The organism is Halobellus sp. H-GB7, assembly GCF_030848585.1.
Lineage (GTDB): Archaea > Halobacteriota > Halobacteria > Halobacteriales > Haloferacaceae > Haloquadratum > Haloquadratum inordinatus.
This window is the reverse complement of sequence record NZ_JAVDDW010000001.1, coordinates 529,988-555,973: the sequence shown is the minus strand read 5'-3', so window position 1 is coordinate 555,973 and position 25,986 is coordinate 529,988. Positions and strand designations below refer to the sequence as shown.

At 66.7% G+C, this 25,986-nt stretch carries 22 protein-coding genes; 7 read left to right on the top strand and 15 right to left on the bottom strand.

Annotation, left to right across the window (positions count from 1 at the left end; all coding sequences use genetic code 11):
* Positions 1-27 precede the first annotated feature (27 nt).
* Complete coding sequence (locus RBH22_RS02990) at positions 28-1,674, bottom strand: NAD-binding protein (protein WP_306676488.1); 1,647 nt, start codon at positions 1,672-1,674, stop codon at positions 28-30.
* A gap of 205 nt (positions 1,675-1,879) precedes the next feature.
* On the opposite strand from RBH22_RS02990, the gene RBH22_RS02985 reads away from it, so the two are divergent.
* Entirely contained in the window at positions 1,880-4,231 is a 2,352-nt protein-coding gene (locus RBH22_RS02985) for a hypothetical protein (protein WP_306676486.1), read from the top strand.
* Between the two features lie 44 nt (positions 4,232-4,275).
* On the opposite strand, the gene RBH22_RS02980 is transcribed toward RBH22_RS02985, so the two are convergent.
* The gene (locus tag RBH22_RS02980) at positions 4,276-4,581 is read right to left on the bottom strand and encodes a hypothetical protein (RefSeq protein WP_049985358.1); all 306 of its coding nucleotides are present in this window, start codon (positions 4,579-4,581) and stop codon (positions 4,276-4,278) included.
* 296 nt (positions 4,582-4,877) lie between these two features.
* Between RBH22_RS02980 and RBH22_RS02975 the strand changes: the two genes are divergently transcribed.
* Positions 4,878-6,203, top strand: coding sequence for an adenylosuccinate synthase (locus RBH22_RS02975; RefSeq protein ID WP_256288187.1), 1,326 nt, complete (start codon positions 4,878-4,880; stop codon positions 6,201-6,203).
* 78 nt (positions 6,204-6,281) lie between these two features.
* The gene (locus RBH22_RS02970; RefSeq protein WP_199722983.1) at positions 6,282-6,470 is read left to right on the top strand and encodes a methytransferase partner Trm112; all 189 of its coding nucleotides are present in this window, start codon (positions 6,282-6,284) and stop codon (positions 6,468-6,470) included.
* A 39-nt stretch (positions 6,471-6,509) separates the two neighbouring features.
* Here RBH22_RS02970 and RBH22_RS02965 read toward each other — a convergent pair whose 3' ends face one another.
* From RBH22_RS02965 to RBH22_RS02955, 3 genes are all read right to left on the bottom strand, one after another.
* Positions 6,510-8,123: a COG1361 S-layer family protein gene (locus tag RBH22_RS02965; protein WP_306676483.1), complete on the bottom strand. Its 1,614-nt coding sequence runs from the start codon at positions 8,121-8,123 to the stop codon at positions 6,510-6,512.
* Between the two features lie 142 nt (positions 8,124-8,265).
* On the bottom strand, positions 8,266-9,057 hold the full coding sequence (locus RBH22_RS02960; protein ID WP_256544796.1) for an ABC transporter permease subunit: 792 nt from the start codon (positions 9,055-9,057) through the stop codon (positions 8,266-8,268).
* Positions 9,047-9,955 (bottom strand): ABC transporter ATP-binding protein, encoded by a 909-nt coding sequence (locus RBH22_RS02955; RefSeq protein WP_256544795.1) that lies wholly within the window; start codon positions 9,953-9,955, stop codon positions 9,047-9,049. Before RBH22_RS02955 ends, RBH22_RS02960 begins: the two co-directional genes overlap by 11 nt.
* Positions 9,956-10,092: 137 nt before the next feature.
* On the opposite strand from RBH22_RS02955, the gene RBH22_RS02950 reads away from it, so the two are divergent.
* Complete coding sequence (locus RBH22_RS02950) at positions 10,093-10,998, top strand: hypothetical protein (RefSeq protein WP_306676482.1); 906 nt, start codon at positions 10,093-10,095, stop codon at positions 10,996-10,998.
* Between the two features lie 76 nt (positions 10,999-11,074).
* Here RBH22_RS02950 and RBH22_RS02945 read toward each other — a convergent pair whose 3' ends face one another.
* Positions 11,075-11,209: a hypothetical protein gene (locus RBH22_RS02945; protein ID WP_255410140.1), complete on the bottom strand. Its 135-nt coding sequence runs from the start codon at positions 11,207-11,209 to the stop codon at positions 11,075-11,077.
* 94 nt (positions 11,210-11,303) lie between these two features.
* Between RBH22_RS02945 and RBH22_RS02940 the strand changes: the two genes are divergently transcribed.
* Positions 11,304-13,502 (top strand): AAA family ATPase, encoded by a 2,199-nt coding sequence (locus RBH22_RS02940; RefSeq protein WP_306676481.1) that lies wholly within the window; start codon positions 11,304-11,306, stop codon positions 13,500-13,502.
* Between the two features lie 40 nt (positions 13,503-13,542).
* Here RBH22_RS02940 and RBH22_RS02935 read toward each other — a convergent pair whose 3' ends face one another.
* Both RBH22_RS02935 and RBH22_RS02930 read right to left on the bottom strand, forming a co-directional pair.
* On the bottom strand, positions 13,543-16,401 hold the full coding sequence (locus tag RBH22_RS02935) for a DEAD/DEAH box helicase (RefSeq protein WP_306676480.1): 2,859 nt from the start codon (positions 16,399-16,401) through the stop codon (positions 13,543-13,545).
* 232 nt (positions 16,402-16,633) lie between these two features.
* On the bottom strand, positions 16,634-16,759 hold the full coding sequence (locus RBH22_RS02930) for a hypothetical protein (protein ID WP_256288180.1): 126 nt from the start codon (positions 16,757-16,759) through the stop codon (positions 16,634-16,636).
* Between the two features lie 126 nt (positions 16,760-16,885).
* On the opposite strand from RBH22_RS02930, the gene RBH22_RS02925 reads away from it, so the two are divergent.
* Positions 16,886-17,146, top strand: coding sequence for a hypothetical protein (locus RBH22_RS02925; RefSeq protein WP_306676479.1), 261 nt, complete (start codon positions 16,886-16,888; stop codon positions 17,144-17,146).
* A 32-nt stretch (positions 17,147-17,178) separates the two neighbouring features.
* Here RBH22_RS02925 and RBH22_RS02920 read toward each other — a convergent pair whose 3' ends face one another.
* The 7 genes from RBH22_RS02920 to RBH22_RS02890 form a co-directional block, all read right to left on the bottom strand.
* Positions 17,179-17,940 carry a metallophosphoesterase gene (locus RBH22_RS02920; protein ID WP_306676733.1) on the bottom strand — a complete coding sequence of 254 codons (762 nt, stop codon included), beginning with the start codon at positions 17,938-17,940 and terminating at the stop codon, positions 17,179-17,181.
* A 156-nt stretch (positions 17,941-18,096) separates the two neighbouring features.
* Entirely contained in the window at positions 18,097-19,977 is a 1,881-nt protein-coding gene (locus RBH22_RS02915; RefSeq protein WP_306676478.1) for a hypothetical protein, read from the bottom strand.
* Positions 19,974-21,245: a Single-stranded DNA binding protein gene (locus tag RBH22_RS02910; RefSeq protein ID WP_306676477.1), complete on the bottom strand. Its 1,272-nt coding sequence runs from the start codon at positions 21,243-21,245 to the stop codon at positions 19,974-19,976. The genes RBH22_RS02915 and RBH22_RS02910 overlap by 4 nt, the downstream gene beginning before the upstream one ends.
* Before the next feature lie 93 nt (positions 21,246-21,338).
* The gene (locus tag RBH22_RS02905) at positions 21,339-21,629 is read right to left on the bottom strand and encodes a cox cluster protein (protein WP_306676732.1); all 291 of its coding nucleotides are present in this window, start codon (positions 21,627-21,629) and stop codon (positions 21,339-21,341) included.
* Positions 21,630-21,965: 336 nt separating this feature from the next.
* Positions 21,966-23,717 (bottom strand): cbb3-type cytochrome c oxidase subunit I, encoded by a 1,752-nt coding sequence (locus RBH22_RS02900; protein ID WP_256546615.1) that lies wholly within the window; start codon positions 23,715-23,717, stop codon positions 21,966-21,968.
* A 162-nt stretch (positions 23,718-23,879) separates the two neighbouring features.
* Complete coding sequence (locus RBH22_RS02895) at positions 23,880-24,263, bottom strand: DUF6684 family protein (protein WP_115821743.1); 384 nt, start codon at positions 24,261-24,263, stop codon at positions 23,880-23,882.
* Between the two features lie 113 nt (positions 24,264-24,376).
* Positions 24,377-24,745 (bottom strand): cox cluster protein, encoded by a 369-nt coding sequence (locus RBH22_RS02890; RefSeq protein WP_256288176.1) that lies wholly within the window; start codon positions 24,743-24,745, stop codon positions 24,377-24,379.
* A 118-nt stretch (positions 24,746-24,863) separates the two neighbouring features.
* Here RBH22_RS02890 and RBH22_RS02885 point away from each other — a divergent pair, with 118 nt between their 5' ends.
* Entirely contained in the window at positions 24,864-25,976 is a 1,113-nt protein-coding gene (locus tag RBH22_RS02885) for a GTP-binding protein (RefSeq protein ID WP_306676476.1), read from the top strand.
* Positions 25,977-25,986: the final 10 nt, after the last annotated feature.

Genomic DNA, 25,986 nt, shown 5'->3' with positions numbered 1-25,986 from the left:
TGCCCGGTGAACCGCCGCTCGGTCGAATTAGCCGAACGTCTCGTTGAAGCGATTGACGGCGTCGTCGGTCCCGGCGACGACGACCGTATCGCCCGACTGAACGGTGAATTCCGGGCCGACGTCGGTCCGGAGGTCGTCCCCGCGTTCGACCGCCAGCACGGTACTCCCGGTCCGGGCGCGGACGTCCGCGTCGGCGAGCGACATACCGGCCAGACCGGGCGCGTCGACCCGAACAATCTCGACTTGTGACTGCGGCGCGATGACCTCCTCGTCGGTGAGGTTCGACGCCAGCATCCGCCCGCTGACCGTCGAGAGCGCGAGGACGTACTCCGCGCCCGCCCGGTAGATCTTCGGGACGCTGGCGGCGTCGTTGGCCCGGACGATGATCTCCGCGTCGGGAGCCAGGCGTTCGACGACGAGCGTCGCGAAGATGGCGGTCGTGTCGTCGTCGAGCGCGATGAGGACGCTCTCGGCGTCGGTGATCCCCGCCCGACGAAGCGTCTCCGGGTCGGTAACGTCGCCGACGACGTCGACGCCGGACTCGTCTCGCTGATCGATGACGACGTGCGGGACGTTCGCGTCGGTCAGTGCCTCGGCGGCCGTCGCGCCGACTTCGCCGTGACCGGCGACGACGACTCGCCCCTGCCGGTGCCGTCGCGCCTCCGAGCGAGCCAGCTCTCTGAGTCGCGAGAGCTGTTCCTCCCGGCCGGTGACGAGAAGCGTGGTGCGACCGTCGAGGACCGTGTGCGGGGAGGGCGGCGTGACGAACTCGCCGCGCGACCACAGCCCGATGATGTTCGCGCCGGTCCGCCGACCGACCTCGCATTCGGCGATCGTCCGGCCTTCGAGTTTGCTGTCGGGATGGATTAACACCTCCGCGATCTCGAAGCCGTCGCCGAGCGGGATCGCGTCGTCGCTTGGAACGATTGGCGAGGCGGCCTTGCGCGCGAGGCTTTCGCCGAGTAACTGCCGCGGGAGGACGACGTCGTCGGCCCCGGCGTATCGGTGGTAGTCCGCGACGTCCGGGTCCTCGACCAGGCTGACGATCCGTACGTCTGAATCCAGTTGCTCGGCCGTCAGCACCACGCTGGCGTTCGTCTGGTCATCGCTGTCGGCGACGAGGGCGACTGCGGTATCGGCGTTCGCCGCGCGGAGATCCGACACCGACTCGGGGTCGCCGTGGACGACTTCGTACTCGCCGTGGAGTTCGCGAGCGCGCTCGCGATCCGGTTCGAGCACGAGATACGCGATTCCCTTCGACTCGAGTTCGCTGATGAGGATCTCGCCGTGGGCGGTGAGCGGTGTGACGATCACGTGCCCGGTCAGCGACGTCTCCCGCGGCGGGTTGCGTTCGAGCGCCCGCTCCACGAGCGGGACGACGAAAAGCGGCAGCGTCGTGAAGATGAGCGCGACGCCGGTGAACTGCATCGCCATCGAGAGCAGGTACGTCGGGGTCGCACTCCAGAGGCTCGCGTCCTCCCCGTAGCCCGTCGTCGTGAACGTCTCCACGACGATGTGCGCCGATTCGACCCAGCCCACGGTGACGCCCTCGAAGGTCGCCATCGTCCATCGATAGAGGATCGTGTAGAACACGATGGCACCGACCGCGATGCCGACGTAGAGACCGAGCCGTCGCTGGGCCTCCGAGGGCGACCAGGTCGAACCGTCTGCCATACCAGTGGCTTACGGCCCGAGAGGAAAAGTTCGCCGAAGCAGCCGTCGCAGATCCGTCCGAAGCCGGAGAGTGCCCGGGGCGTCCGACGATCGTCTGACGCCGGTTCGCGAGATCGGGAGCCTGCGCCCGTGTACCTGGCACCTGCCGGTCGAGGGCCTAGCTCTCCGGAAAGTATTTGATCTGGATTCTGTGATACACACAGGGATGAACAGTCGAACTATTGATGTGGTGACCGACTGGGAGACGGTCGCCACACCCGACGGATACGAGGGGCTCCACGAGCTCGCGGACGCGGAGTTCAGCGGAGCCGTCTCTGCCGGGATGGCGTGGGCGTTCTTCCTGAACGGCCGCGTCGTCGGCGTTTTCGAGGGGGAAATCGGGGACTTCGAGGACGCTGAGCTGACCGCGTACCGCGCGGCAGACCCGAGCCTCCCGCTGCTCTTTTCGATGCAGGAACGCGGGGGAGAGACACAGGCGAGGTACTACACGAACAAGACACCGCTTTCGGACGCCGACCAGACGCTCTCGAACGGCGGATTCACCGGCTACATCGAGCTCTCGGAAAACGTTCTCTCGGGGGATTACTACGTCGTCTACCACGGGGGCAAGTCGATGAGCGCCGCCTTCGTCGGGAGCTCCGAACGGCTCGTCACGGGCGATGAGGCCTTCGAGACGGCCGCCGACGAGGTCGGGATCTACGAGGTCGTCGACGTCGACGTCGAGATCGTCGACATCCCGGAACTGGCGACCGACGAGGCGGAGACGGATGAAGACGACGCGTCGGGTACGGAGAGCGGAGCCAGCGAGGAGACCGAGGACGCGACCCACGCCGACGAGGCGGAGACCGCCGACGATGCCACGGCGGCGACTGACGACGAGGAGCCGACCGCAGCAGCGGATTCTGACGCGGCCGCAGTTTCCGACTCGGCAGCCGAAGCGGCAGTAGACGACCCGACAGCAGAGGATGGGGCGTCGACAGCAGACGGCCCGACAGCGGACGAGACCCCGACGGACGACGGTTCCGGTGGGGGACCGGCGACGGCGGACGCGGAAGCCAGCGAGCCATCGGACGCTCCCCGGGGTGGCGACCCTGCGAGCACTGACTCACCCGGCGCTACCGCTTCCGAGGGCCGGACTGCGGACAGCACCGAGGCGGAAGGAGAGACGGGTGCCGCAGACGGACACGCGACTGACACCGGCTCTAGAGCCACACGGCCGGACGACCGCCAGCCGTCGGAGCCATCCTCCGAGACGGCGTCGGGTGCGGGCGACACGGGCGATGCCACCGTCGCGGGACCGACGCAGAAAGGTGCCGCCGCAGACGGGGTCTTCTCCGACGAGGAACGCTGGCGGGAGGCGAAGACGATCCCGTCGCTCGACCCCAGCGAGTCGAGTTCGAACGGGACGACAGCGCAGGCCGCGAGCGCCGAGCAGGATCGCCGATCGGCGGGCGAACGCGCCGCGCAGATGCAGCGAAAGCGGACCGCACAGAAAGCCGCCCAGGACCGATCGAGCGCCTCCAAAACGGCGGACTCGGGATCGACCACACAGGCGAGCGCGCGCTCAGCAGCGGGGGGCGAACAGCCGAACGTCGAACGGCTCGAAAAGCGCCTGTCGAAAGCGAAAGAGCGCGTTCAGTCCCTTGAATCCGAGCGCGACGAACTCGCCGAGGCGCGAACGAAACAGCGCGAGCGGATCGACGAACTGGAAGCCGAACGCGAGGAGTACCGCGAGCGCGTCGAGGAACTCGAAGCCGAACGCGAGACGCTCGAAGCGGAAGTCGAGCGCCTGGAGAGCGAACTCGAACGGCTGGGCGGCGACACCGGCGGCGCTCCCTCACAATCGATGTCTGTCGACCAGGCGCTCTCGGGGACGAACCTCTTCGTCCGCTACGACCGGAAAGGCGAGGCGACGCTGGAGCACGCCCACGACGGCGCGGCGTCGCGGGCCGACGTCAGCGACAACCTCCGGCTCGAACACCACACCACCTTCGAGACCGGGGGGCTCGCCGTCGACGGGCAACCATACGAGGCGTTCCTCCACGACAGCACCGAGTACGCCTTCGCACAGTGGGTCGTGACGGATCTCCTCTATGAGATCGGCGAGACCGGCAATCAGTCTGGGCTCGCGGGCGTCTTCGACGCGATCCCGGAGATCGACCGCGTCGAGTTGTCGGGGACCGTCGGCGTCGACACCCCCGACGGCGTCGAGCAGCGTGACTTCGACGTCATCTTCCGGGACAAGATGGGCGATCCGCTGTTCGTCGCGGACATCAACGCCTCGCGGAACGCGACCACCGAAGCGATGGTCGGCTCGCTGGTCGAGAACACGGGCACGATCGCCTCGAACGACGAGTCGCTGGCGGCGGGCTTCTACGTCACCGAGTCGTTCTACGAGCCCGGTGCGTTAGAGACGGTTTCCGAGGAGACGGGCGGCGGCCTGCTCTCGCGGTCGAAGAAGCTCTCGCACGTGAAACTCTCGCGAAAGCGCGGCTACCACCTCTGTCTGGTCGAGGCGCGAAACGGGGAGTTCCACCTGAACGTCCCGGATCTGTAAGCAAAACGAGACAGAGACGAGACGTGGGCGGGACGGTTACGGTTTCAGCTTTCGACTTCGACGGCCTCTTCGATCTTCATCTCGTCGAGCTTGTCGACGATCTGATCGAGTTTCTCGTCGAGTTCGTCGACGAATTCGGCGGTCCGCTCGGTCGTGATCGCACCCTGGCTGGACGGTTCGATGAGGTTCTCCTCTTCGAGGACGCGCAGCGAGTAGCGGACTTTGTGGTGTGGGTAGCCAGTCTCGTTCGACATCTTCACGATCCCGATCGGTTCGCTCTCGATGACCATTTTCAGGACCTGCAAATGCCGTTCAAGCATATCTACTTCCTTTTCGAGTCGGTCTATCATGTCATCTGTTAACTTGTCTGGGCAGGATTTAAATGTTACCCTCTCCCCCGACAAAACGCGGCACAGTGGGTATCACACCGTACGAATGGGAGCGTAATTAACGATTCGGGTCGGGAGTCGCTGGCGGCGGCACAGACTCAGAAAACGGACGGTGCGTCTCTCACGACTCGTGGGTCGCCCTGTTCTACACGGAGGTGGGCAGGTGCGTCGATACTCCCGCAGTGGTATCCACTTTCGTGACCATCTCGCGGCGGCGGACCGTAATGGGTTTCACGGGGCGCGCAGAACCGCCGTGTATGACCGTCACGATCGTCGGCTCCCAACTGGGCGACGAGGGCAAGGGCGCTCTCGTCGACCTGTGGGGAGGCGACGCCGACGTGGTCGCCCGGTATCAGGGCGGCGACAACGCCGGCCACACCGTCGTCGAAGACGGCGACGAATACAAGCTTTCGCTGGTTCCGAGCGGCGCCGTCCGCGACAAGGTCGGCGTGCTCGGCAACGGATGCGTCGTCAACCCGAACACGCTGTTCGACGAGATCGACGAACTCCGCGAGCGCGGCCTCGACCCCGACGTCCGCGTGGCGCGACGCGCACACGTCATTATGCCGTATCACCGCGTGCTCGACGGCATCGAGGAGGAGGCCAAATCCGACTCCGACCTCGACGCCGGCACGACCGGCCGCGGCATCGGCCCCACCTACGAGGACAAGGCGGGCCGACGCGGGATTCGCGTCGGCGACCTGCTCGATGCGGAGGTCCTCCGCGAGCGTCTCGAATACGTCGTCCCCCAGAAGCGCGCTCTCGCCGAGGACGTCTTCGGCGTCGAGGCCGGCGAGGCGTTCGACGTCGACGCCGTCTTCGAGGAGTACAAGGCGATCGGCGAGCGCCTGCAAGAGGAGTCGATGACCGTCAACGCCGGGGAGTTCCTCGGCTCGCACGTCGATAACGGCGAGAACGTCTTATTCGAGGGCGCACAGGGTACCTCGATCGACATCGACCACGGGATCTACCCGTACGTCACCTCCTCGAACCCGACCGCGGGCGGCGCGGCGACCGGCACGGGCGTCGGCCCCACGGTCGTCGGCCGCGGGGAAGTCGTCGGCATCGTCAAGGCGTACCTCTCGCGCGTCGGCACCGGACCGCTCCCGACCGAACTGACCGGCGACGACGAGGACCTCGCCGATTACATCCGCGAGAAGGGCGGCGAGTTCGGCACCGTCACCGGCCGGCCGCGCCGGATCGGTTGGCTCGACGTGCCGATGCTACGCCACGCCGCTCGCACGAACGGCTTCACCGGCCTCGCCGTGAACCACATCGACGTCCTCGCGGGCCTCGAGGAGGTGAAGGTGGGCCACTCCTACGACCTCGACGGCGAGGAGTTGCTCACGATGCCCGCGACGACCGAGCGCTGGGGCGAGTGTGAACCGAACCTCCGCGAGTTCGAGCCGTGGCCGGAGGTCGACTGGTCGGCCGTCGCCGACGAGGGCTACGATGCGATCCCGGAGAACGCACAGGCGTACCTCGACTATCTCTCCGAGGAGGTCGGCGCACCGATCTACGCCGTCGGCGTCGGTCCCGACCGCGCACAGACGATCGAACTGGAGAACCCCTTCCAGCAGTAGCCCGATAGTGCTCGGCGCACGCCGAGTACTGTCGGTGAACCCGTAGCCTTTTCACCGCCGCTTTCCTCTCGTAGCGTGATGAAAGAGTCACTGATGGACATCCTCTGTGACCCCCTCGACAAGAGCGACCTCGAACTCGAAGTCGACGAACGCGACGGCGAGGAGATCATCGAGGGTCGACTCGTCGGCACTGTCACGGGCGAGGTCTACCCCATCGAGGACGGCATCCCGAATCTGCTGCCGCCGGATATGCGCGACGAAGAGTAACCGAGTTCCGCTCTCGTCGACACCCGTTTCTGCCGCCGCCTAGCGCCTGTTGAGCCACCACCAGCCGACGCCGAGCACGAGCACGACAATGAGCACGCCGGCCGCGAGAAGCGTCGTATCGCTCGCGCTCGTCTCCTCGACGACGGTCACCGGAACCACGTAGGAGTCGAGAACGATCTCTTTTCCGTCGGGCCGCTCGGCCGTGACGTTCACCGAGACCGACGAGCGCGTCGGCACCGCGTCTTCAGAGACCGTGACCGCGAACGCGAGCGTCTCTGTGTCGCCGGGGTCGAGCCGCTGGACGTACGCCGTCCGCGCCTCCGAGGAGAACGGCGGTTCGGTTTCGAGTCGGGCACGAACGTCGGAGAGGGTCATATTTTCCCTGTTGCGGACGCGGACCGTCAGCCGATTGTCCGTGTCGATGCCGAACGTGGCGTTTTGTGGCGTGACCGCCAGCCAGTCGCGCTCGGGCAGCACCGGCACCGTCGGTTCGAGTTCGTCGCTCACCTGGCGGTTGTTCTGCGCGTCGCGATACCGCACGGAGAGATTCAACTGCCGGTCGGTCGCGGTCGCGTCCGCCGCGACGTCGACTTCGAACGTGAAGTCGCTCCGTTCGCCCGGTCCGAGGCGGCCGAGCGCGGATTCCGTATCGACCGGTACGACGTTCGGGTTCGACGAGCGATAGACGAGCACGGCGTTGTCGACGGGGGCCGGACCGGTGTTCCTGACTGACCCGCTGATCGTCCCGGGCTCACCGACGTACAGCGTGCTCGTGAGGTTCTCCACGGCGAAGGTGACTTCCTCGCGCGGCGTGACGCCCGCCGTCAACGGCGGCGACGTGCGCTGGATGCCATCGGGATCGGTGTAGGAGACGGAGGCCCTGAGCGGGTACTCGCGCTGCTGGGCGTCGGGGGCGAACCGCGTCCGGAACTGGAACGTCCGGTTCTCGCCGGGCCCCCACACCCCGGAGTACGCTTCGGACTTCGCAGCGCCGGTGCCGAACGTGACCTCGTCGTCCGGCGAACTGAGCTGAAGGGTGGCGTCGCGGGCGGCTTCAGTACCCGTGTTCCGGACAGTCATCGAGAGCGGGCCGTAGCTGCCGACCCGAGCCGTCGAGGACACGTTGACGACCTGGAACTGCGGACGGTCCTCGACGACGACGGAGAGCGAGAGCGTCCGCGCGAGGTCGACGTATCGGTACTCGGGGCCGTCAGTCCCGGACCCGTACTCGACCTTCGGCGCGTAGCTGTAACGGACGCGTACCGGGAGCCGATACGTACCCGGCGGCGTGTCCTCCGGGACCGTAATCGAGACCGGAATCGGCCCGGTCGTCCCCTCGGGGACGTTGCCGACCGGATATCGGGCCGTGTTCACTTCGATCGGGGTGTCTCCGCTCCGCACCTGCAGCGTCAGCGCTCTGGCAGTCGTCACGCGCGCGACGTACTCGGCCGGGCCGGACGACTGCAGGCTCCCTTCGTTCGAGACGTAGACCGGAAGCGACGCCTCCTGACCCGGAACGAACGCGTTGTCCGGGCTCTGGACGGACACGTCCGGCGAACCCGTGACGTTCTCGATGGCGGTGATCGGAACCGGAACCGCCGCCACCACGACGAGCAGGAGGACCAATCCGAGGGGGGCTCGAAACGTTGTCAACGTACAGACAGACCACGCGATTCCATTTAAAATGTATCGTCAGGGCGCACAGATCAGACGACGAGTTATAGGAGTTATCGTAAGTCCGCATAGCTTCTCGCCGGACGAGACGGTGAAGAAGCTACGAACGGTTTTACCCCTCTCAGATGTCGCGGTCGTGGAAGCGAACGACGCTGAGAAACAGCAGGAGGAGCGTGACAGCGAAAAGCAGGAGCGAGTCACCGACGTAGATGTTCTCGTGGAGTAGGATCTCCGTCGGGTCGATGTACCGCGTCGGGCTGACGTCGCCGAGCCACTCGAGGTCGGTGCCGACAGTGACCGAATCGAGGAGAAAGAGCAGGAAGACCGTCGCGATGCCGCCCAACTGCGCGGTGTTGCCGCGACTGAACGTGACCGAGAGCAGTTGGCCGATGCCGAGACAGACGAGGTGGTACGGAATCGAGAGCACGTGCACCGCGAGCAGGTAGACCGGGTCCAGCGGGTAGTCGATCGCGACGGTGCTGGCGAAGACGACGAGGGGGATCACGAGATTGAGGACCAAAAGCGGCGTCAAGAGCGCGATCGTCTTCTCGAGGACGACCCGCGTTCGCGACACCGGCGTCGCGAGGACGAGATAGAGCCGTTTCGACTCGATGTCACCGGCGAACGTGCCGCCCGCGGCGTACGCCATATAGAGGCCGAGCAGGAGAATCCAGATGAACTGATACAGTTCCGCGGCGATGAAGCCCTCGATGGTCGAGTAGGCTTCGACGCCGAGTCCCTCCTGAAACGACTCGGGGAACGCCTCGATCAGCGCGTCGATGTCGGCGCCCGCCTCGGCGATCGAGGGGTAGAGATAGACGATAAGGATCGAGAACGCGCCGAGCAGCGCTGCCAGCGCGAGCGACCCCCGGACGCGCTGTCTGGCCTCGTAGCGGGCCGTGTCAAGCCGCATCGTTGCGCTCCTCCGTTCGCTGCGGCCCGCCGTAGTAGTGCATAAACACCTCTTCGATCGGCGGTTCGTCGATCTCGACGTCGACGATCCGATGCTGCGAGAGCGCCTCGAACAGTTCGTCGTAGTCGCCGGTGAAAGTGAACTGCGCCTGTCGACCCTCGGCCTCGAAGTCGACGACGCCGTCCAGGCCGAGGTCGGCTTTCGTCAGCGGCGGATCGGTGTGCACGCGGACCCGTTTGCCCCCGCGCTGGAGGAGGTCGTCGACGGTCTCGACAGTGACGAGGCGACCCTCTCGAATGATTCCGACCCGATCGCAGACGCGACGGACCTCACCGAGGACATGCGAGGAGAAGAAGACCGTCAGTCCGTCATCGCGCTCCCGACGAAGAAAGCGGTTGAACGCCTCCTGTTTGAGCGGGTCCAACCCCGACGTGGGCTCGTCCATTATCACCAGATCGGGATCGTGCATAAACGCCTGGACGAGCCCTAGCATCTGTTTGTTCCCCGTCGAGTACTCGCGGATCTTCCGCTCCAGCGGCGGCGTGAACAGTTCGAGCAGTTCCGCGCGCCGTGAGTCGCCCTTCAGTCGCGCCTGGTAGTCGAGGAACACTTCGCCCGTGACTGAGCCGTTGAACGCCGGCTCACCGGGGAGAAAGCCGATTCGGGACTTCACCTCGCGCAGCGCGTCCTGATCCCGAATGTCGGCGCCGAACAGGGTCGCGGTGCCAGCGGTCGGCGATTGGAATCCCATCAGTTGCCGGATCGTCGTCGACTTCCCGGAACCGTTGGGACCGAGATAGCCGAATATCTCCCCGCGCTCGATCGAAAATTCGAGGTCGTCGTTCGCCAGGGTGTCGCCGTAGGCCTTCGTCAACCCCTGGACCTCGATCGTCGCCATCGTCTTCCCATTCCTGTCACTGGGCAATAAAACTCTGTCAGAGCGGCGGCCTCCTCACACCGGACGATGACCGGGACCGTTCCCTCCGACCCCAAGTCACCTGAACGCTTTTACACGCTCGCGACGACGTTGTCGACGTGTCAGAGTCGCTCCAGGTGGAACTGAACGGGGAGACAGTCCACGCGATCGACGCACCGGACGCACACACCGTCAGCGGACCGTTTCACATCTATCTCCGGAACGCCGGTGGCCCCGTGCACGTCCACATCCACCTCGACGACGCCCTCTCGGAGGTCGCGCGGATCGACGCCGTGAACCACTACGTCGAGGGTGAGGAGACGATCCGGATCCCGGTCGGCGTCGCCGCGGACCGAGAGCAGGTCAGCGGGCGACTCAAGATCGTCTCGGGCTACGGCGCCGAGATGGAGTACGTGAACGTCGTCGTCGAAGCCAACTCGTCTGGGGGTTCGAGCGGCCGGCGTTCTCCGAGCAGCCAGCGTTCCCCGAGCAGTGACGACAGCGCACGTCGGAGCGTCGAGAGCGCGGAGGCGCGGACGCCGCAGGACCCGGAAGCGTCGGCGGCTTCGAGCGGGGCGGATGATGCAGCATCGACGACCGGCGCAGCGTCGACGGCCGACACAGGCACGGCCGAAAGGCGCACAGACGGGGTGTCTGGAGGGTCGACGACCGACGCGAGGGCGTCGCAGTCGACGACGAATACGACGACCGACACCGGAAACGGCGCGTCAGGCGGCGGTGGGAACCGGAAGGCGACTGGGTCTGCCACCACCGGCGGGCGTCGTCAATCTAACCGCTCGGAGTGGGAACAGCGAGCGCGCGCGGCCGCCGACGAGGCCCAGCGTCTCGTATTGGAAGCCGACGTCGCGCCCCGAGAGGGCCTGGCGTTCGGCGCGCTCACGGTCGTCGCGCTCGTCGTCGGCCTCGGTGTGATCACGACGGTCGGCGAGGCCCTCCTGACGCTCGTCATCCTCGTGATCCTCGCGGCCGTCGTGGCGACCGCCGGCTGGCTGTTGTTTCAGTGATTGCGGTTACGACGCGGCGCGTGCGCTCGGGGCGCACCGCTCGGCGGAGTCGCTCACCGTCTCCAGCACTCCCCGCTTACTGCAGATACGACGGTTCCTCCGCGTCGCAGTTCTCCTCGTGAGCCTTCGCGTCTGTCTCGTCGTCGAGCAACAGTCCGCACTCGTCGCACTGGTACCACGTCTGCCCGTCCCGCTCGACGGTCGACACCATATCGTGCGAGAGGATGCCACGATTCAAAACCCTTCCCCCGCGGCGTCCGGCGACCCCGGGCAAGACAAAAGACCGGGCGCGCCGAAGCAGAGGTATGAACGCGGACGAGGGCCTCGAACTGACCGTTCGCGGGGCCGAAAAGCGAGACGCCGGCCGAGGCATCGCCCGGCTGCCGGAACCGGCGCGGCGGCGACTGGGCGTCCTCAGCGGCGACACTGTCGTGGTCGCAGGCGAGCGAGAAACGGTGGCGAAAGTGTGGCCGGCCGGCGGGGACGTGCCCGACCACGTCGTCCTCGTCGACGCCGACACCCGAGCGAACGCCGGGGCGAAGATCGACGAGACCGTTCGCGTCCGGAAAGTCGACGTCGAGGGCGCCGTCTCGGTGACGCTGTCGATGCCGGGCGACGTCGCCTTCGAGGACGACGAGCGCGCGGTCGAACTGATAAAGCGGGCGATCCGCGACCGGCCGATCAAACCCGGCGGCCAGATCCACTTCGAGTCGCTGAGCGACGACCCGTTCGTCGTGAGCGAGACGACCCCCGACGGGATGGTCCGCGTCACGGACGCGACGAAACTCCGATTGACGCGCGAAGGCAGGCTGAGTCGCGTCGTCTCCTCGATCTCGGGGAGCGATTCGGCCAGCGGCACACCGACTTCCGCCGGCGACGACCAGCGCGGTCGCACGAGCGGGTCGGGGTCGACGCCGACAGTCACCTACGAGGACATCGGCGGCCTCGACGAGGAACTCGACCTCGTCAGAGAGATGATCGAACTCCCCCTCTCGGAACCGGAGGTGTTCGCACATCTGGGGATCGACCCGCCGAAAGGCGTGCTGTTGCACGGCCCGCCCGGGACCGGCAAGACGCTCATCGCGAAGGCGGTCGCAAGCGAGGTCGACGCGACGTTCATCGACGTCTCCGGCCCGGAGATTATGTCGAAGTACAAGGGCGAATCCGAGGAGAAACTCCGCGAGAAGTTCGCGCAGGCCCGCGAGAACGCGCCGGCGATCGTCTTCTTCGACGAGATCGACTCGATCGCGGGCAAGCGCGACGACGGCGGCGACGTCGAGAACCGCGTCGTCGGACAACTGCTCTCGCTGATGGACGGCCTCGACGCCCGCGGCGACGTCGTCGTGATCGGCGCGACGAACCGCGTGGACACGCTCGATCCCGCGCTGCGGCGCGGCGGGCGCTTCGACCGCGAGATCGAGATCGGCGTCCCCAACGAACAGGGGCGCCGCGAGATCCTCGAAGTCCACACCCGACGGATGCCGCTGGCCGACGACGTCGACGTCGACCGCCTCGCCGCCCGGACGCACGGCTTCGTCGGCGCCGACCTCGAATCGTTGACGACGGAGGCCGCGATGATCGCGCTGCGTCGCGGTCGCCGCGAGGACGTGAACGCACCCATCGCGGATCTCCAGGTGACTCGCGCCGACGTCGAGGCCGCGATGGCGGCGGTCGAACCCTCGGCGATGCGAGAGTACGTCGCGGAGTCGCCGACGACGACGTTCGCGGACGTCGGTGGGCTCGACGATGCGAAGCGGACGCTCGAACGCGCCGTGACGTGGCCGCTGACGTACGGCCCGCTGTTCGACGCCGCGAAGGCGGACCCGCCGACGGGCGTACTACTACACGGCCCCCCTGGAACTGGAAAGACTCTCCTCGCGCGGGCAATCGCAGGCGAGAGCGGTGTGAACTTCGTCCAAGTGGCCGGCCCGGAACTCCTGGATCGCTACGTCGGCGAGTCCGAGAAAGCGGTTCGCGAGGTGTTCGAGCGCGCCAGACAGGCCGCGCCCTCGATCGTCTTCTTCGACGAGATCGACGCCGTCGCGACGAACCGCGACGCGGCGGGCGGCGACTCCGGCGTCGGCGAGCGCGTCGTCTCCCAACTGCTCACCGAACTCGACCGACTCGCCGATCAGCCGAACCTCGTCGTACTCGCGGCGACGAACCGGAAGGGCGCGCTCGATCCCGCACTGCTCCGACCCGGTCGCTTGGAATCGCACGTGCACGTCCCCGCCCCGGAGGAGGCGGCCCGCCGTGAGATCCTCGACGTCCACCTCGACGGAAAACCGCTCGCGGACGACATCGATCGCGACGAGCTGGCGGCGATGACGGACGGCTACTCCGGCGCTGACGTTGCCGCCGTCGTCCGCGAGGCGTCGATGCGGGCGATCGAGCGCGTCGCCGACGCCTACGAGGGCGAGCTCGCGAACGAACACGCCGACGAGGTGCGCCTGACGCGCGAGGACTTCGAGGGAGCGCTCGAGGCCGTCGAGCCGTCGGCGTGAGAGGTCGCGGGCGACCGCGTTCGACCGCTTTCCACCGAGATCAGTCCCAGAAGGACTGCGTCCGGGCGTACTGGCGCTCCTGTTCGAGGATGTCGCGGTAGAAGTCGGCCTCGTCTTCCCGTAGCTTCCCGATGATTCTGGCGGCGGTCTGTGGCCCCACGCCGCGGGCCGCGAGCGCGATGACGGCCTGTTTGCCGTGGCTCTGAACGAGGCTCGCCGAGCGATACGCGCGCTGAACGAGACGCTCGGACTCGTCGTCGCGGTCGTCGGCGTCCGCGCGGACCGCGGTGACGGTCTCCTCGTCCCAGGGGTTCAGACACGCGATGCGGGTCGCCCCGCACTCGGGGCACTCTGGCTGGTCGCGGACGCGACGCACCTTCGTCTCCCGCTCCCAGTCCGCACAGTGCAGACAGAGCAGGCGCACGCGGTCGTTCCGGATCCGTTCTTTCACGGCCTCGATCACGCTCGCGTCGGCGTTCTCCGGAACGAGGAGTTCGCGCCCGCTGGACCGGCCACCGATCCCGATCGGGGTACGCTCGCGGGCCGTCTCCAATCGAGCGTCCGTATCGTCGTCGCGGAGTCGATCGAGCAGCTCCGCAGTTTCGTCGACCGCGAGGTCGACGTGGAAGACCTCCCGGACGGCCTCGTCGTAGACCGGCGTGTCTTCCAACGCGGCCAGCAGCCGATCCGCGCCGAAGCGCTCGCGGCCCTGATAGCGCTTGAGCGCGCCGAACTTCGCGGCGACCTGCGCCAGCGTGAACTTCAGCGCGTCGGAGTTCTTCAGCGCGAGTTCGAGGACGGCTTCGACGTGGTTCGGATCGGTCGTCTCTAACACATCGGTGACGTCGCGGAGGGACGCACGCGTCGGCACTTCGAGTTCGATCCGATACGGGCTGACCTCCATCCCGACGGACGAGCCGGTTCGCTGGCCGACGAGCGCCGCGAGCAGCCGCCCGAGCGTCTCGTTCACCCGGTGCCCGTAGCAACTGTTCACGACGACGGTCCGGGCTTGGCCTTCGACGACGAGCCGGTCGGCGGTCGGGATCGGATGGCCCGTCTCGACCTGCCGCTCGATCGGGTCGAGCGCGGCCGCGAGCGTGTCGACGTCGGTCGGGTACCGAGCGCTCAGATCGCGGGCGACCGCCTCTCGCGACGCGCCGCGCTCGAACTGCCCGGCTGCAACGTCGCGGATCTCGCCCACCTCGTTCGCGACGCGGGCTGGGACCGGAATCTCGGAGCCGGTCCAGGAGGGCACCTCGCCGCTGGGATCTTCGATCGGCGTGACGTTCACTCGCGCCTCGTCGTCGTCGATGTCGTTGATGCGCCACATCTCGCCGCGCTGGACGAACGCGGCCCCCGGCTCGGCGAAGTTGACGACGAAACGCTCGTCGAGCGTACCGATCTGCCCGCGCGAGGAGATGTCGTGGACCTCGTAGGTCTCCTCGTCGGGGATCATCGAGAGGTTGGCGTAGAAGTACTGCCAGGTTCCGCCGGATTTCTCCAGGCGGTCGGCGTCCTCCTCGAGCCAGATCAGTCGGTTCTTCGAGAGTTCGCGCACGACCTCTCGGAAGGTCTCCTCGTCGAGGTCCGAGAACGGATACGCGGCGGTCACGAGCTCGTAGGCGCGACGGGCCGAAACCTCGCCCTCGTCCATCACGACGCCGACGATCTGGTTCGCGACGGTGTCGAGGCTGGCGTGGTGGATCCGCGCGGGTTCGACCTCGCCGGCCTCCGCGCGCCGGGCGATCGCGAGTGCTTCGAGCGTGTCGTCCGGTTCGGAGGTGACGAGCGTGCCGCGGGAGACCTCGTCGCGGCGGTGGCCTGCGCGCCCGACGCGCTGGAGGAGCCGCGAGACTTCTCTCGGGCTCCCGTACTGGACGACGTGATCGACGCGCCCGACGTCGATGCCGAGTTCCATCGACGACGTGCAGACGAGCGCGTCGAGGTCGCCGGCCTTGAACCGGTCTTCGACGTCGATTCGGACGTCTTTCGAGAGGGAGCCGTGGTGGACCTCGATCGGTTCGTCGAGCTTCTTGAACCGCGAGCCGAGCGCCTCCGCCGTCTGCCGCGTGTTGACGAACACCAGCGTCGATTCGTTGTCGCGGACGATGTCGCGAATCACGCGGACGTGGCTCGCGATCTCGGCGTCGGTCGCGAGCTGGCCCGCCAGCTGCTCGTCTTCGGGCGTCACCTCGGGGTGCGTGACGGTAAAGGAGACATCGCTGCCGACGTCGACCTCGACGATCTCGAAGCCCCGGTCGCCGGTGAGGAACTTCCCCACCTCCGCGGGCGACCCGACGGTCGCCGAGAGGCCGATCCGCTGGAACGGCCCCGAAAGCTCTCGTAGGCGTTCGAGACCGACAGTCAACTGCGCGCCCCGCTTCGCGGAGGCGAGTTCGTGGACCTCGTCGACGACGACGTGACGAACGTCCGAGAGCGCCCGGCGGAGCTTCTTGCCCGTCAGCATCGCCTGGAGCGTCTCGGGCGTCGTGACGAGGACGTCCGGCGGATCATCGGCCTGCTTCTGCCGCTGATACTGCGTCGTATCGCCGTGTCGGACGTCGATCTCTACATCCAGGGTGTCGCCCCACCACTCCAACCGTTGGCGCATATCCCGGTTGAGCGCCCGCAACGGAGTGATATACAGCGCGGAGAGCCCCTCACGGTCTTCGGAATCGGAGCGAACGATCGCGTCGAAGACGGGCAGCATCGCCGTCTCGGTCTTTCCAGTCCCGGTTGGGGCGATCACGAGCGCGTTCTCCCCCGAGGCCAGCGGCGGGATCGCGCGGCGCTGTGGCTCTGTCGGCGTCGTGAATCCGCGCTCGGAGAGCGCCCTTCGAACCGACTCGCCGAGCGCCGTGAACGCGTCCATCCCCTGCGCTGACGTGCCGTCAGCCATCGCGTTCACTACCGGCGCGACCGGATTAAGGGCAGCGTTCGGACGCCGAGCCGCCCAGGTGAGAACTGCTTATAGGGATTATCGTAACTGTTCGGAGATTCTCGCCGTACTGTCCGGCGAGAGATCTATGAGGACTTACGATAATCCCTATTATACTGTCGGACAGCAGTTCGTGAATGATGTTGGCACCCACGGGGTGCCGATGATTTTCACATCGTTCTGTCCGACAGTATTACTCGCCGAGCAATCGAAGGCCTCCACCGAGCGCGACGACGAGGCCGCCGAGGAGGAACGTTCCGGGAAGCGGAATCACGAACACCAATACGCCGGCGAGCAACACCTTGCTTGACATTCGCATACATATTATTGCCGCCGAAGACGGAAAAACGAGGCGCCGACCAGCCTGGACCGAGGTGCCGCACCAGCAGCCGGAGTCAGCGTTCGACCCACGACGGTTTTTGTCCGCGAAGCGGACAGTTGTCGTATGGGTCCCCGACGAACGTTCTGGCTCGCCCTCCTCACGTACGACCTGCTCTCGATAGCGACGTTCGCACCGACGGCCAGCGCGTCACAGCCGGGATCGGTCGCCGGAACCGTCGGCAGCGCGGTCCTCGTTGCTGGCGCCGGCTACGCGCTCGTCGAGCCCGAGCGAGCTGGCGGCCCCGAGGGGTGGAACCTCGTCGTCGTGGCGGCCGTCACGGGAGCGGCCCTCTTCGCGCTGGGTGTACTCGTGGGCGCAGTGTAGGGCGCGGCGCGTCCGGCCCAGCCTGCCGACACCTACACCGATCGGTACGGCCCCAACCGTGTGCCGTCGAGGAGATACGCGTCGGTGTCGGCGTCGACGAGCGCCTCGGGGAGGAACGGCGCGAGAAAGCCCTGGCCGTCGACGTTCACCCACGTCCCGCCCGAGCGGTCGTTGAACGCGGGCACGATCACGAGTTCGGGGTCGTGCCAGTCGAGGTCTTCGACAGCGAGATGCAACTGCTCGGCGAACGGCTCGGGCCGGAGCGGTCCACGAAGCCACGCGCGCTCTTTGCGCCCGCCGCCGACGGTGTCTTCGAGCCGGACAGCGGGGTGTTCGTGGCCCATACAGACCACGTCGCTCTCGACGACCTCGCGGGACGGCCAGGTGTGGCCGTGGACGAAGCCGACGCGACCGAGACGAACGCCGCCGCTTTCGCTGACGGTGAGTCGGTTGCGGTGGTCGTCGGCCGCGTCGCCCGCGCCGTCGTCCGAGCCGAACCGCTCTGCGACGCCGCCGTCGTGGTTCCCGCGGACGAGCGTCACGGGCACGCGGTCGAGAACCGCCGCCAGCAGGTCGTCGAGTTCGTCGGCCTCCTCGCCCTCGGGATTCCCGATCTGGTGACCCAGATCACCGAGGACGACGAGTCGGTCCGGATCGACCCGGTCGAGGAGGCCGAGCAGGCGCACGCGCCGGACGGCCGCGTTGCTGTCGAGTTCGACGCCGCGCTCGTATCGGAGGCCGGCCTCGATGCCTGCGTGGTAGTCGGCGACGACGAGCGCCGCTTCGTCACCCAAGCGGGCGACAGCGGCCGGGGCTCCCGGGACGGGCTCGACGAGCGGCCGCTGCGCTGTGCCGCCGGTGGCGGAGCCGTCCGCAGAAGTCCCTGTCGGGGCGAGTGAGCCGGCGGCCGCGTCGGCGTCGTCGGACGCCCCGGAATCACGCGGCACGGCTCAGATCGCCTTCAGGCTCCCTTCGGCGGGCTCGTAGCACTGGCCGCTCATCAGCGCCTCCTGGATGGCGTCCTCGACGTCGTCTGGGTCGGCGCCGTACTCCTCGACGACCGTCGCGACGACGGCCTCGCGGTCGGCCCCGTCGCCGTCGTCGAGATCGGCCATCACGGACACCGCGGCGTCTTCGAGGTCGACGTCAGCGGCCGATTCCTGTGCCATGTCGTCGGCATCAGCCGCGGGAGCCGCGTCCGGTTCGGCGGACGGCTGCTCCGGCGCGGAGTCAGGGGCGGACTCCGCAGCGGGCTCTGCAGGGGCTGTGTCGTCCGCATCTGCCGTGAGCGAATCGCCTGCGTCCGATGCGGTGTCGTCGGCCGTGGCTGCCGTCTCCTCGGCCGGACTGCCTTCCGATTCCAACTCGTCGACGTCCGGCACGTCGATGTCCGCTTCGCCGGGCTCGTCGACCTCGTTGCCGGTCGAGAACTCGGTGCCGAACTCGGCTTCGATCTCTGCGCGCTCGTCCTCGTCGAGTTCGTACATCTCGCCCTCGTCGAGGCCGGCGTCGGTGCCGGCGGCGGCGCTGGCGTCCGCCTCAGTATCCGAACCGAACTCCGAATCGGTCTCGAAGTCGGACGCGGACTCGCTCTCGCTCGTCGCTTCGTCAGCGGGATCAGCATCTCCGGCGTCGGCGCCGAAGTCGCCAAGATCGTCCGTTTCGCCCGAGTCGTCCATTCCGCCCAAGTCGTCCGTTTCGGTCGACCCTGCGTCTGGCGTCGCCTGCGTGTCGGCAGACGTGCCGTCGACGTCAGCGTCTGCGGTTCCGGCGTCCCTGTCGACCGTGTCAGCTGCGTCGGTCGCCTCGCCAGCGTCCGCCGCACCCGTCGAGGTCGTTGTCTCCGAGGCGTCGGTCGCGGTTCCGGTGGTCTCTGTATCGGCCGTAGAGGTCTCCGCGTTGGGGGCGGCGCCCGTGTCGGTGGCTTCGGCGCCTTCCTCCGATGCTGTGTCCGTCGGCGCCGTGTCCGCCGGCGTCGCGTCCGCGGATTCTGGCGCGGACGACTCGGTCGCGTCGGAAGCAACGGAGTCGGCTGCGGCCTCAGTATCGGTCGATGCAGCCGACTCCGCCGTGACCGACGCAGCAGTGTCTCCCGGTGCGGCCGACGCGGCCGCGACGGTCGGCAGCGGGCCGAGTTCGTCCGGTCCGGCTTCGTCGGGGGCGACCGACGGCGTCTCGACGGAGTCGCGTTCGTCGGCGACCAGTTCGAGCGCCTGCACGGCCATCGTCCGCACGGCTTCGAGGTAGTGTTCGGTCGGTTCGTAGTGATCGACCGTGAGCGCGACGCCCTGGGCGAGCGCGGCGTCGACGCCACGCGATTCGAGCGCCGCGCGCAGGTCCTCGCCGCGGACGTCCATCGTCAGCGCGGCCGCGGTCGTCGCGACGCGTTCGAGCGTCGCCTCCGCGGCGGCGACGACCCAGCGGTCGCGCGTGTCCGCGTCGACCTCGTTGAGGCTCTCGGGGCGGACCGAGGTGAAGATTCGATCGGAGTCGTCGGGCTGGTACGTCCGCGCTTTCCCGGTGAGTGAGACGAAGCACGGCGGTGCGGCGCGGTCGAGAAAGCCCATCGCGTCCGGTTGATACTGACCCGCGTAGGTGACGAACACGCCCGTCGGATCGGCGATCCGACCGCGGACGATGTCGTCGTTGACCTGTTCGACTTCGGTGAGCGCGCCGACGGCGAACAGGCGGTTGATCCGCGCGCCGGTAGGCGTCACGACGTAGTTGGGCGCGCGCTCCTCCTCGCCCTCAGAGTACGAGAGCGTCGCGTCGTCGAACTCCGCGGCGAAGAGGCGTCGAGCCACCTCACGGCGGTTCTCGGCGTCGCTCACGGCCGCACCTCCGTCAACAGCGCAGTCGCACGCGCGGCCGGATCCTCCGTCGAGCGCTCGAACTCGCTCGCCTCGACGCTCGCGCCGTAATCGTCGACCGAGAGGTTCCCCCGGACGCGGAACTCGTGGCCGACGACGGTCTCTCTGATCTCGTCGGCGACGACTTCCTTGTCCATCGCGTCGCGGGCGGCCGCCATCGCGTCTTCCATCGTGCCGCCGTAGAGGTCCTCGGTAAGTTCGCGATCGAGGATCACCGTCACCGTCCCGGTGCCGTCGTCGACGATCGCTTTCACGCGCATATCGTCTTCCCCGTCGATGTCGCCGTGGACCCGGCACTGGCCGTTCTGGAGCACGCGGCCGCAGTCTGGACAGCGCTCGATGAGTCCCGAGCCGTCGCGGACTTCGAGGACGTTGCCGACGAGTTCGACGTCGAACAGGCCGCCGGAGGCGACCGCCTCGGCGACGTGCATCCGCGGCGCGTCGTCGTCGACTTCGACCTCGCGCGCGAGCGGGGTGATAGTCGTGAACTCAGAGAGGTTCACCTGCGGGACGCCGCGGAACTCCCGAACGTACACGTCCTCGAAGCGGAAGGCGTGACCCTCGCGGAGTTCCGAGCGGGCCTGCCAGTCGGTGAATGGCAGTCGCCCGGTCTCGTCGGCGACGACGCCCGAGCGGATGGTCGTCTCCCCGCTCCGTCCGTCGATGACGCGCTCCTCGGATTCGAGCACGCGAACCTCGACGTTGCGGCCGCGGTCGCCCGATCGGAGGTCGACGAGAGCGGTGTCGCCGCCGATCTCGTAGGGTACTTCGACCGGTGTCGTCTCGACCGCGACGGTCGACGATTGGCCGATGTTCAGTTCCGGTTCGCCGTCCCACTCGCGGACTCCCGCGTTGCCGACGGTGATCGAATCGCCGGGCTCGAAGCCGAAGTCCTCCCAGGCCGTATAGGAGAGTTTCCCCGTCGCGTCCGCAAACTCTCCCTCGCGGATGACTTGCTCTTCGCCCTGATACTGGATCGAGCGCCGACCAACCGAGAGCACGCGGACCGTCACGGTGACGTTGCCGTCCTCGGTCGTGACGTCGGCGACGTCTTTCGTCGTCGGGGTCGCACCGCCGCCGTCGTCGCCGCCGTGTTTCCGGCGGATGCTCTGTTTGGCTTCCTCAATCGGGACGCTGTACGATACGAGATTCTCCAGGTCGGATTTGACCTCCGCTTTGTCAACCCCGAGGGCGGAGGCGAGCTCCTCGGCGTGTTCGTCTACGTCCATCGTCGGTGGGACTACAGCCGCCTGGGATAAAAAGGGTCGCGGGGCGGGAAGTTCCCAGCGCGTCGCTGGCAACGAGCGCGGACAGCGCCCTGATTAGCCCTCGCTGTCGATCTCGCGGGAGACGTAGATGACGAGCGCGAGGGGGACACCGAGGACGAGCGCGAGGGTCAGTCCGCCGAAGGCCGCGAAGCCGAGCGGCGTCGCCGGAAACGGGACGACGAAGAGAAACATCGGCTGTTGAAGCCCCTCGACGAACGTCGCGGTCAGAAATCCAACCGCGGCCCCCACGGCGACGAGCGCGGTGTACAGTCCGAGGACGAATCGACTCCCGCTGCGCCCACCGGCGTCGCCTTCGCGGCCGTCGTCGCCAGGCTGGTTCGAGATGTCGGTCTCGCTCACGCGTTGCCCTCGGCGACGCGGGCGGTTAAGCCACCCGTTCACGATCGTTGCCAGCCAACCGACGCACCTTTGCCCGCGCGCACCGAAGAGGTGATATGAGCGATAGGGACCTCCTCGGAGTCGTCCTCGGTGCAATCGCCGTACTGATGTTCGCGACCGGACTCTTCCTCGCCGTCTAACAGACCGCCGGTCGAGTCTCCTTTCTTGGACTGCGAGCCCACAGGCAGAGTCGTACGTAGCGCGCTGGCTGCGACACCTGAAGACCGACCGACAGCGCGGCCGCTAGTCGAAGGTAAAAACGTGAAGAAGTGATCGAGCGGTTCAGGCGTCGTCGCGGTCGTCCGCGTCGCCTTCGGGCTGACCGCCGTCGGTCAGCGCCGTCTCGTCGCTCTCTTCTCCACCGTCAGCGATCGCCGTCTGCTGTTTCTTGTCGTACCAGTCCCACTCGGCCGTGTAGAGGCCGGATTCCCGAAGGTTCCACGGGTCACCGTCCTCGACTTTCGGCCCTTCGAGCCACGACTGGACGAAGTTCCAGACGAAGATGACCTGTCCGGCCAGCAGCAGCAGCGCACCGACAGTCGCGAGCTGGTGCATCGTCGCGAACTGCGGGAGGTACGTCGCATAGCGGCGCGGCATCCCGCCGTAACCGAGCAGGATCATCGCGAAGAACGTCAGGTTCGTCCCGACCATCGTGAGCCAGAAGTGCGCCTTGCCGAGCGTCTTCTGGTACATCCGATCGGTGTACAGCGGGAACCAGTAGTACAGTCCCGAGAACACCGCAAAGCCGATCGCACCCATAATGACGTAGTGGAAGTGCCCCACGACGTAGTAGGTGTCGTGGAGGACTAAGTCGACCGGGATGGACGCCAGGAAGACGCCCGTGACGCCGCCAATGATGAAGTTAGCGACGAAGCCGACCGAGAACAGCATCGGCGTCGTCAGGCGGATCCGGCCGTTCCACATCGTCGTGATCCAGTTGAACGTCTTCACCGCGCTCGGAATCGCGATGGCCAACGAGACGGCCATGAACGAGGCCCGAAGTCGCGGGTCGATGCCCGTCGCGAACATATGGTGCGCCCAGACACCGAAGGAGAGCACCCCGATCGCGAGCGTGGAGTACACGACGAACTTGAACCCGAAGAGGCGGCGTCCCGAGAACCGCGGGATCACGTAGCTCACGATCCCCATCGGCGGGAGCACCAGGATGTAGACCTCCGGGTGTCCGAAGAACCAGAACAGGTGCTGCCAGAGGATCGCGCCGCCCTCACCGGAGAAGAACGTCGTGCCGAAGTTCCGGTCGAAAAGCAGCATCACGAGCGCGCTGCCGAGAAGCGGGAACGCGAACAGGATGAGCCCCGACTGCGTGAGGATCGTCCACGAGAAGATGTCGAGGTTCGCCCACGAGACCTCGTCGCCGCGCTCGGTGAAGATGGTCGCGATGAAGTTGATCGCACCCATCGTCGCCGAGACGCCCGAGAGGTGCAGGCCGAGCAGCATCAGATCGACGCCGGCGTTCGCTTGATTACCGGCTCCGACACCCGCCGACAGCGGCGTGTACATCGTCCAGGCAGTCTGTGCCGGGAGCACGTCCGGAAGCGGGAAGAAGCCCGCCCAGATGAGCAGTGCCGCCGGCGGCAGCAGCCAGAACGCGATGGCGTTGATCCGCGGGAACGCCATATCGTCTGCGCCGATCAGAAGCGGCACCAGATAGTTCGAGAACGCCGCCAGAATGGGCGTCCCGAACAGGAACAGCATCGTGATGCCGTGACTCGTCAGCAGCGAGTTGTAGAACGTGTTCGAGATGAGCGACATCCCGGGGTCGAAGAGTTCGACCCGCATCAGAACGACCATCAGGCCGCCCACGGTGAACGCCGTGAGCCCGTACGCACCGTACAGGATTCCGATGTCCTTGTGATCGACTGTCGTTAACCAGCGAATGATACCAGACGGTTTCTCTTCGGAAACGTAGCTATCCTGCTGCCCGTACCCGCCGCCCCCAGCGATCGGGCTGTACGAGCGCCAGTTTTCGACCCGCGCGATCCACGCGGCGACGGCAACGAGGAGGATCCCCATTAGAACCGTCAGTGCTAACTGTCCGTTAACCTCCATAGGGGTGTCTGAGTAACGGAAGGTAATGAAAGGTTCGGGACGCCGTGACGGCCCCTCCGAATCAACTCACACCGCAGGCGCTGATCGAGCGGTCCAGCAAAGAGGAAGAAGTCGATTCGAAGCGCGTTAGGCTTCGTCTTCGCTCGCAGCGTCGTCGGTGTCGGCCTCGCCTTCGACGGCCGCTTCGGGCTCTTCGTCTTCGTCGAATTGATTCATCAGTTCGCCGTCTTCGCCGAGCGGTTTGGCACCCTCGACGCCTGCCTGGCCGGGCAGGTAGAGTTCGCCCGTCATTTCGCTTCCGGCGACGGCACGCCCGGCAAAGTACGTCAGAATCGCTAGCAGTACGAACGGAACGGCTACTAGTCCGAACTGAAGCGATGACGCGAGCGGGTCGACCCCGAACGGTGTGACCACGGCGAAAGCGACGATGAAGAACGCCATGATGAACAGCGGGACCATATTGACCGTCAGGTCGAGCAGGGTATCCCGATCGAAGATCTTGTTCGCCATAGGTGGTTCTTCCGGTGGAGAATAAAATAGGTTATTGATTCCGTGCGATTCGAGCCCACCTCAGCGCCGGGGTCTCGCCGCGCCCGGTCACAGCGGTTCGGCGCGTCGGCCGACTAGTACGTCGGTTCCTCAGTGTCCTGTGCGAAGAGCGACCCCGCGAGACCGCCAGCGACGAGGATCACGGCAGCGGCGATGATCGCGAACCCGCGGTCGGGGAGGTTGATGCTGGTGTAGATGAATCCCAACCCCAGCGCCGCGAGCGGGATCGCGACGACGACCATCGCGCGCCACGGCGTCCGCGCGTAACTCGATTCTGTTGCCATCCCAGCCACGCTCCCGCCGAACAGGAGCAACCCCCCGACAGAGAGCGGAAACAGCCCGAAGAGGATTCCGAGTTCCGCAATCGGAACCCCGAGCGCGATGAACAGCGGCCACGGGCTCGCCATCCGATACTGCTCCGAAAGTCCCGGTTCAGCGTCCATTATCGGCGCTACGTCCCGAGAGGTACAAAGGGCTTCGATTTGTGCCAGGAAGTCGACGGGACCGAGCCGTAATCCGGAAAGAACACCTTTTTCGACGCAGATCGTAGATTCATAACCGATGGGACTGGAGGAAGAGATCGACGAACTCCGCGAGGAGATCGCGAACACGCCCTACAACAAAGCCACCGAGGAGCACATCGGCCGGCTGAAGGCGAAACTCGCGGAGAAGAAAGAAAAACTCGAAAATCGATCCTCCAGCGGCGGCGGTCACGGCTACGCGGTCGAGAAGACCGGCGACGCGACCGTCGCGCTCGTCGGCTTTCCGAGCGTCGGCAAGTCCACGCTGATCAACGCGCTCACGAACGCCGACAGCGAGGTCGGCGAGTACGAGTTCACGACGCTCGACGTCAACCCCGGGATGCTGAAGCACAACGGCGCGAACATCCAGATCCTCGACGTACCGGGCCTCATCGAGGGGGCCGCCGGCGGGCGCGGCGGGGGGAAGGAAGTGCTCTCTGTCGTCCGCACCGCCGACCTCGTGGTCTTTATGCTCTCGGTGTTCGAGATCGAGCGCTACGAGCGCCTACAGCGGGAACTCTACGACAACAAGATCCGCTTGGACACGTCGAAGCCGAACATCACGATCTCCAAGCGCGGGAAGGGCGGCATTCAGGTGACGACTTCCGACGACGTCTCGCTCGACGACGACACGATCGCGAGCGTCCTCCGCGAGCACGGCTACGTCAACGCCGACGTGACCGTCCGCGGCGACATCACGATCGACGAACTCATCGACGGCATCATGGACAACCGCGTCTACCTGCCCTCGATCGTCGCCGTCAACAAGGCGGACCTCATCGACCGCGACTACCTGCCGACGGTCGAGGAGAACCTCCGGGACGTCGGCGTCAATCCCGAGGAAGCGATCTTCATCAGCGCCGAGGCCGAGAAGGGGCTCGACGCCCTCAAAGAGAAGGTCTGGGAGGCGCTCGGCCTGATCAGAGTGTATATGGACAAGCCCGGTCGCGGCGTCGACTACGACGAACCGCTCGTCCTGATGGAAGGCGAGAACACCGTCGACGACGCACTCAGAAAGCTCGGCGGGACGCTCGACGAGCGGTTCCGCTTCGCCCGCGTCACCGGCCCGAGCGCCAAGCACGACGAACAACAGGTCGGCCGTGACCACGAACTGCAGGACGAGGACATCCTGCGCGTCGTCGCCCGGAAGTAACGCTTTTTTC

What these genes read in the sequence shown, in the direction of transcription:
- RBH22_RS02990 (WP_306676488.1), bottom strand. Translation starts at nt 1,674, where the DNA reads ATGGCAGACGGTTCGACCTGGTCGCCCTCGGAGGCCCAGCGACGGCTC.
- RBH22_RS02985 (WP_306676486.1), top strand. Translation starts at nt 1,880, where the DNA reads ATGAACAGTCGAACTATTGATGTGGTGACCGACTGGGAGACGGTCGCC.
- RBH22_RS02980 (WP_049985358.1), bottom strand. Translation starts at nt 4,581, where the DNA reads ATGATAGACCGACTCGAAAAGGAAGTAGATATGCTTGAACGGCATTTG.
- RBH22_RS02975 (WP_256288187.1), top strand. Translation starts at nt 4,878, where the DNA reads ATGACCGTCACGATCGTCGGCTCCCAACTGGGCGACGAGGGCAAGGGC.
- RBH22_RS02970 (WP_199722983.1), top strand. Translation starts at nt 6,282, where the DNA reads ATGAAAGAGTCACTGATGGACATCCTCTGTGACCCCCTCGACAAGAGC.
- RBH22_RS02960 (WP_256544796.1), bottom strand. Translation starts at nt 9,057, where the DNA reads ATGCGGCTTGACACGGCCCGCTACGAGGCCAGACAGCGCGTCCGGGGG.
- RBH22_RS02955 (WP_256544795.1), bottom strand. Translation starts at nt 9,955, where the DNA reads ATGGCGACGATCGAGGTCCAGGGGTTGACGAAGGCCTACGGCGACACC.
- RBH22_RS02945 (WP_255410140.1), bottom strand. Translation starts at nt 11,209, where the DNA reads ATGGTGTCGACCGTCGAGCGGGACGGGCAGACGTGGTACCAGTGCGAC.
- RBH22_RS02940 (WP_306676481.1), top strand. Translation starts at nt 11,304, where the DNA reads ATGAACGCGGACGAGGGCCTCGAACTGACCGTTCGCGGGGCCGAAAAG.
- RBH22_RS02935 (WP_306676480.1), bottom strand. Translation starts at nt 16,401, where the DNA reads ATGGCTGACGGCACGTCAGCGCAGGGGATGGACGCGTTCACGGCGCTC.
- RBH22_RS02930 (WP_256288180.1), bottom strand. Translation starts at nt 16,759, where the DNA reads ATGCGAATGTCAAGCAAGGTGTTGCTCGCCGGCGTATTGGTGTTCGTG.
- RBH22_RS02925 (WP_306676479.1), top strand. Translation starts at nt 16,886, where the DNA reads ATGGGTCCCCGACGAACGTTCTGGCTCGCCCTCCTCACGTACGACCTG.
- RBH22_RS02910 (WP_306676477.1), bottom strand. Translation starts at nt 21,245, where the DNA reads ATGGACGTAGACGAACACGCCGAGGAGCTCGCCTCCGCCCTCGGGGTT.
- RBH22_RS02900 (WP_256546615.1), bottom strand. Translation starts at nt 23,717, where the DNA reads ATGGGGATCCTCCTCGTTGCCGTCGCCGCGTGGATCGCGCGGGTCGAA.
- RBH22_RS02895 (WP_115821743.1), bottom strand. Translation starts at nt 24,263, where the DNA reads ATGGCGAACAAGATCTTCGATCGGGATACCCTGCTCGACCTGACGGTC.
- RBH22_RS02890 (WP_256288176.1), bottom strand. Translation starts at nt 24,745, where the DNA reads ATGGACGCTGAACCGGGACTTTCGGAGCAGTATCGGATGGCGAGCCCG.
- RBH22_RS02885 (WP_306676476.1), top strand. Translation starts at nt 24,864, where the DNA reads ATGGGACTGGAGGAAGAGATCGACGAACTCCGCGAGGAGATCGCGAAC.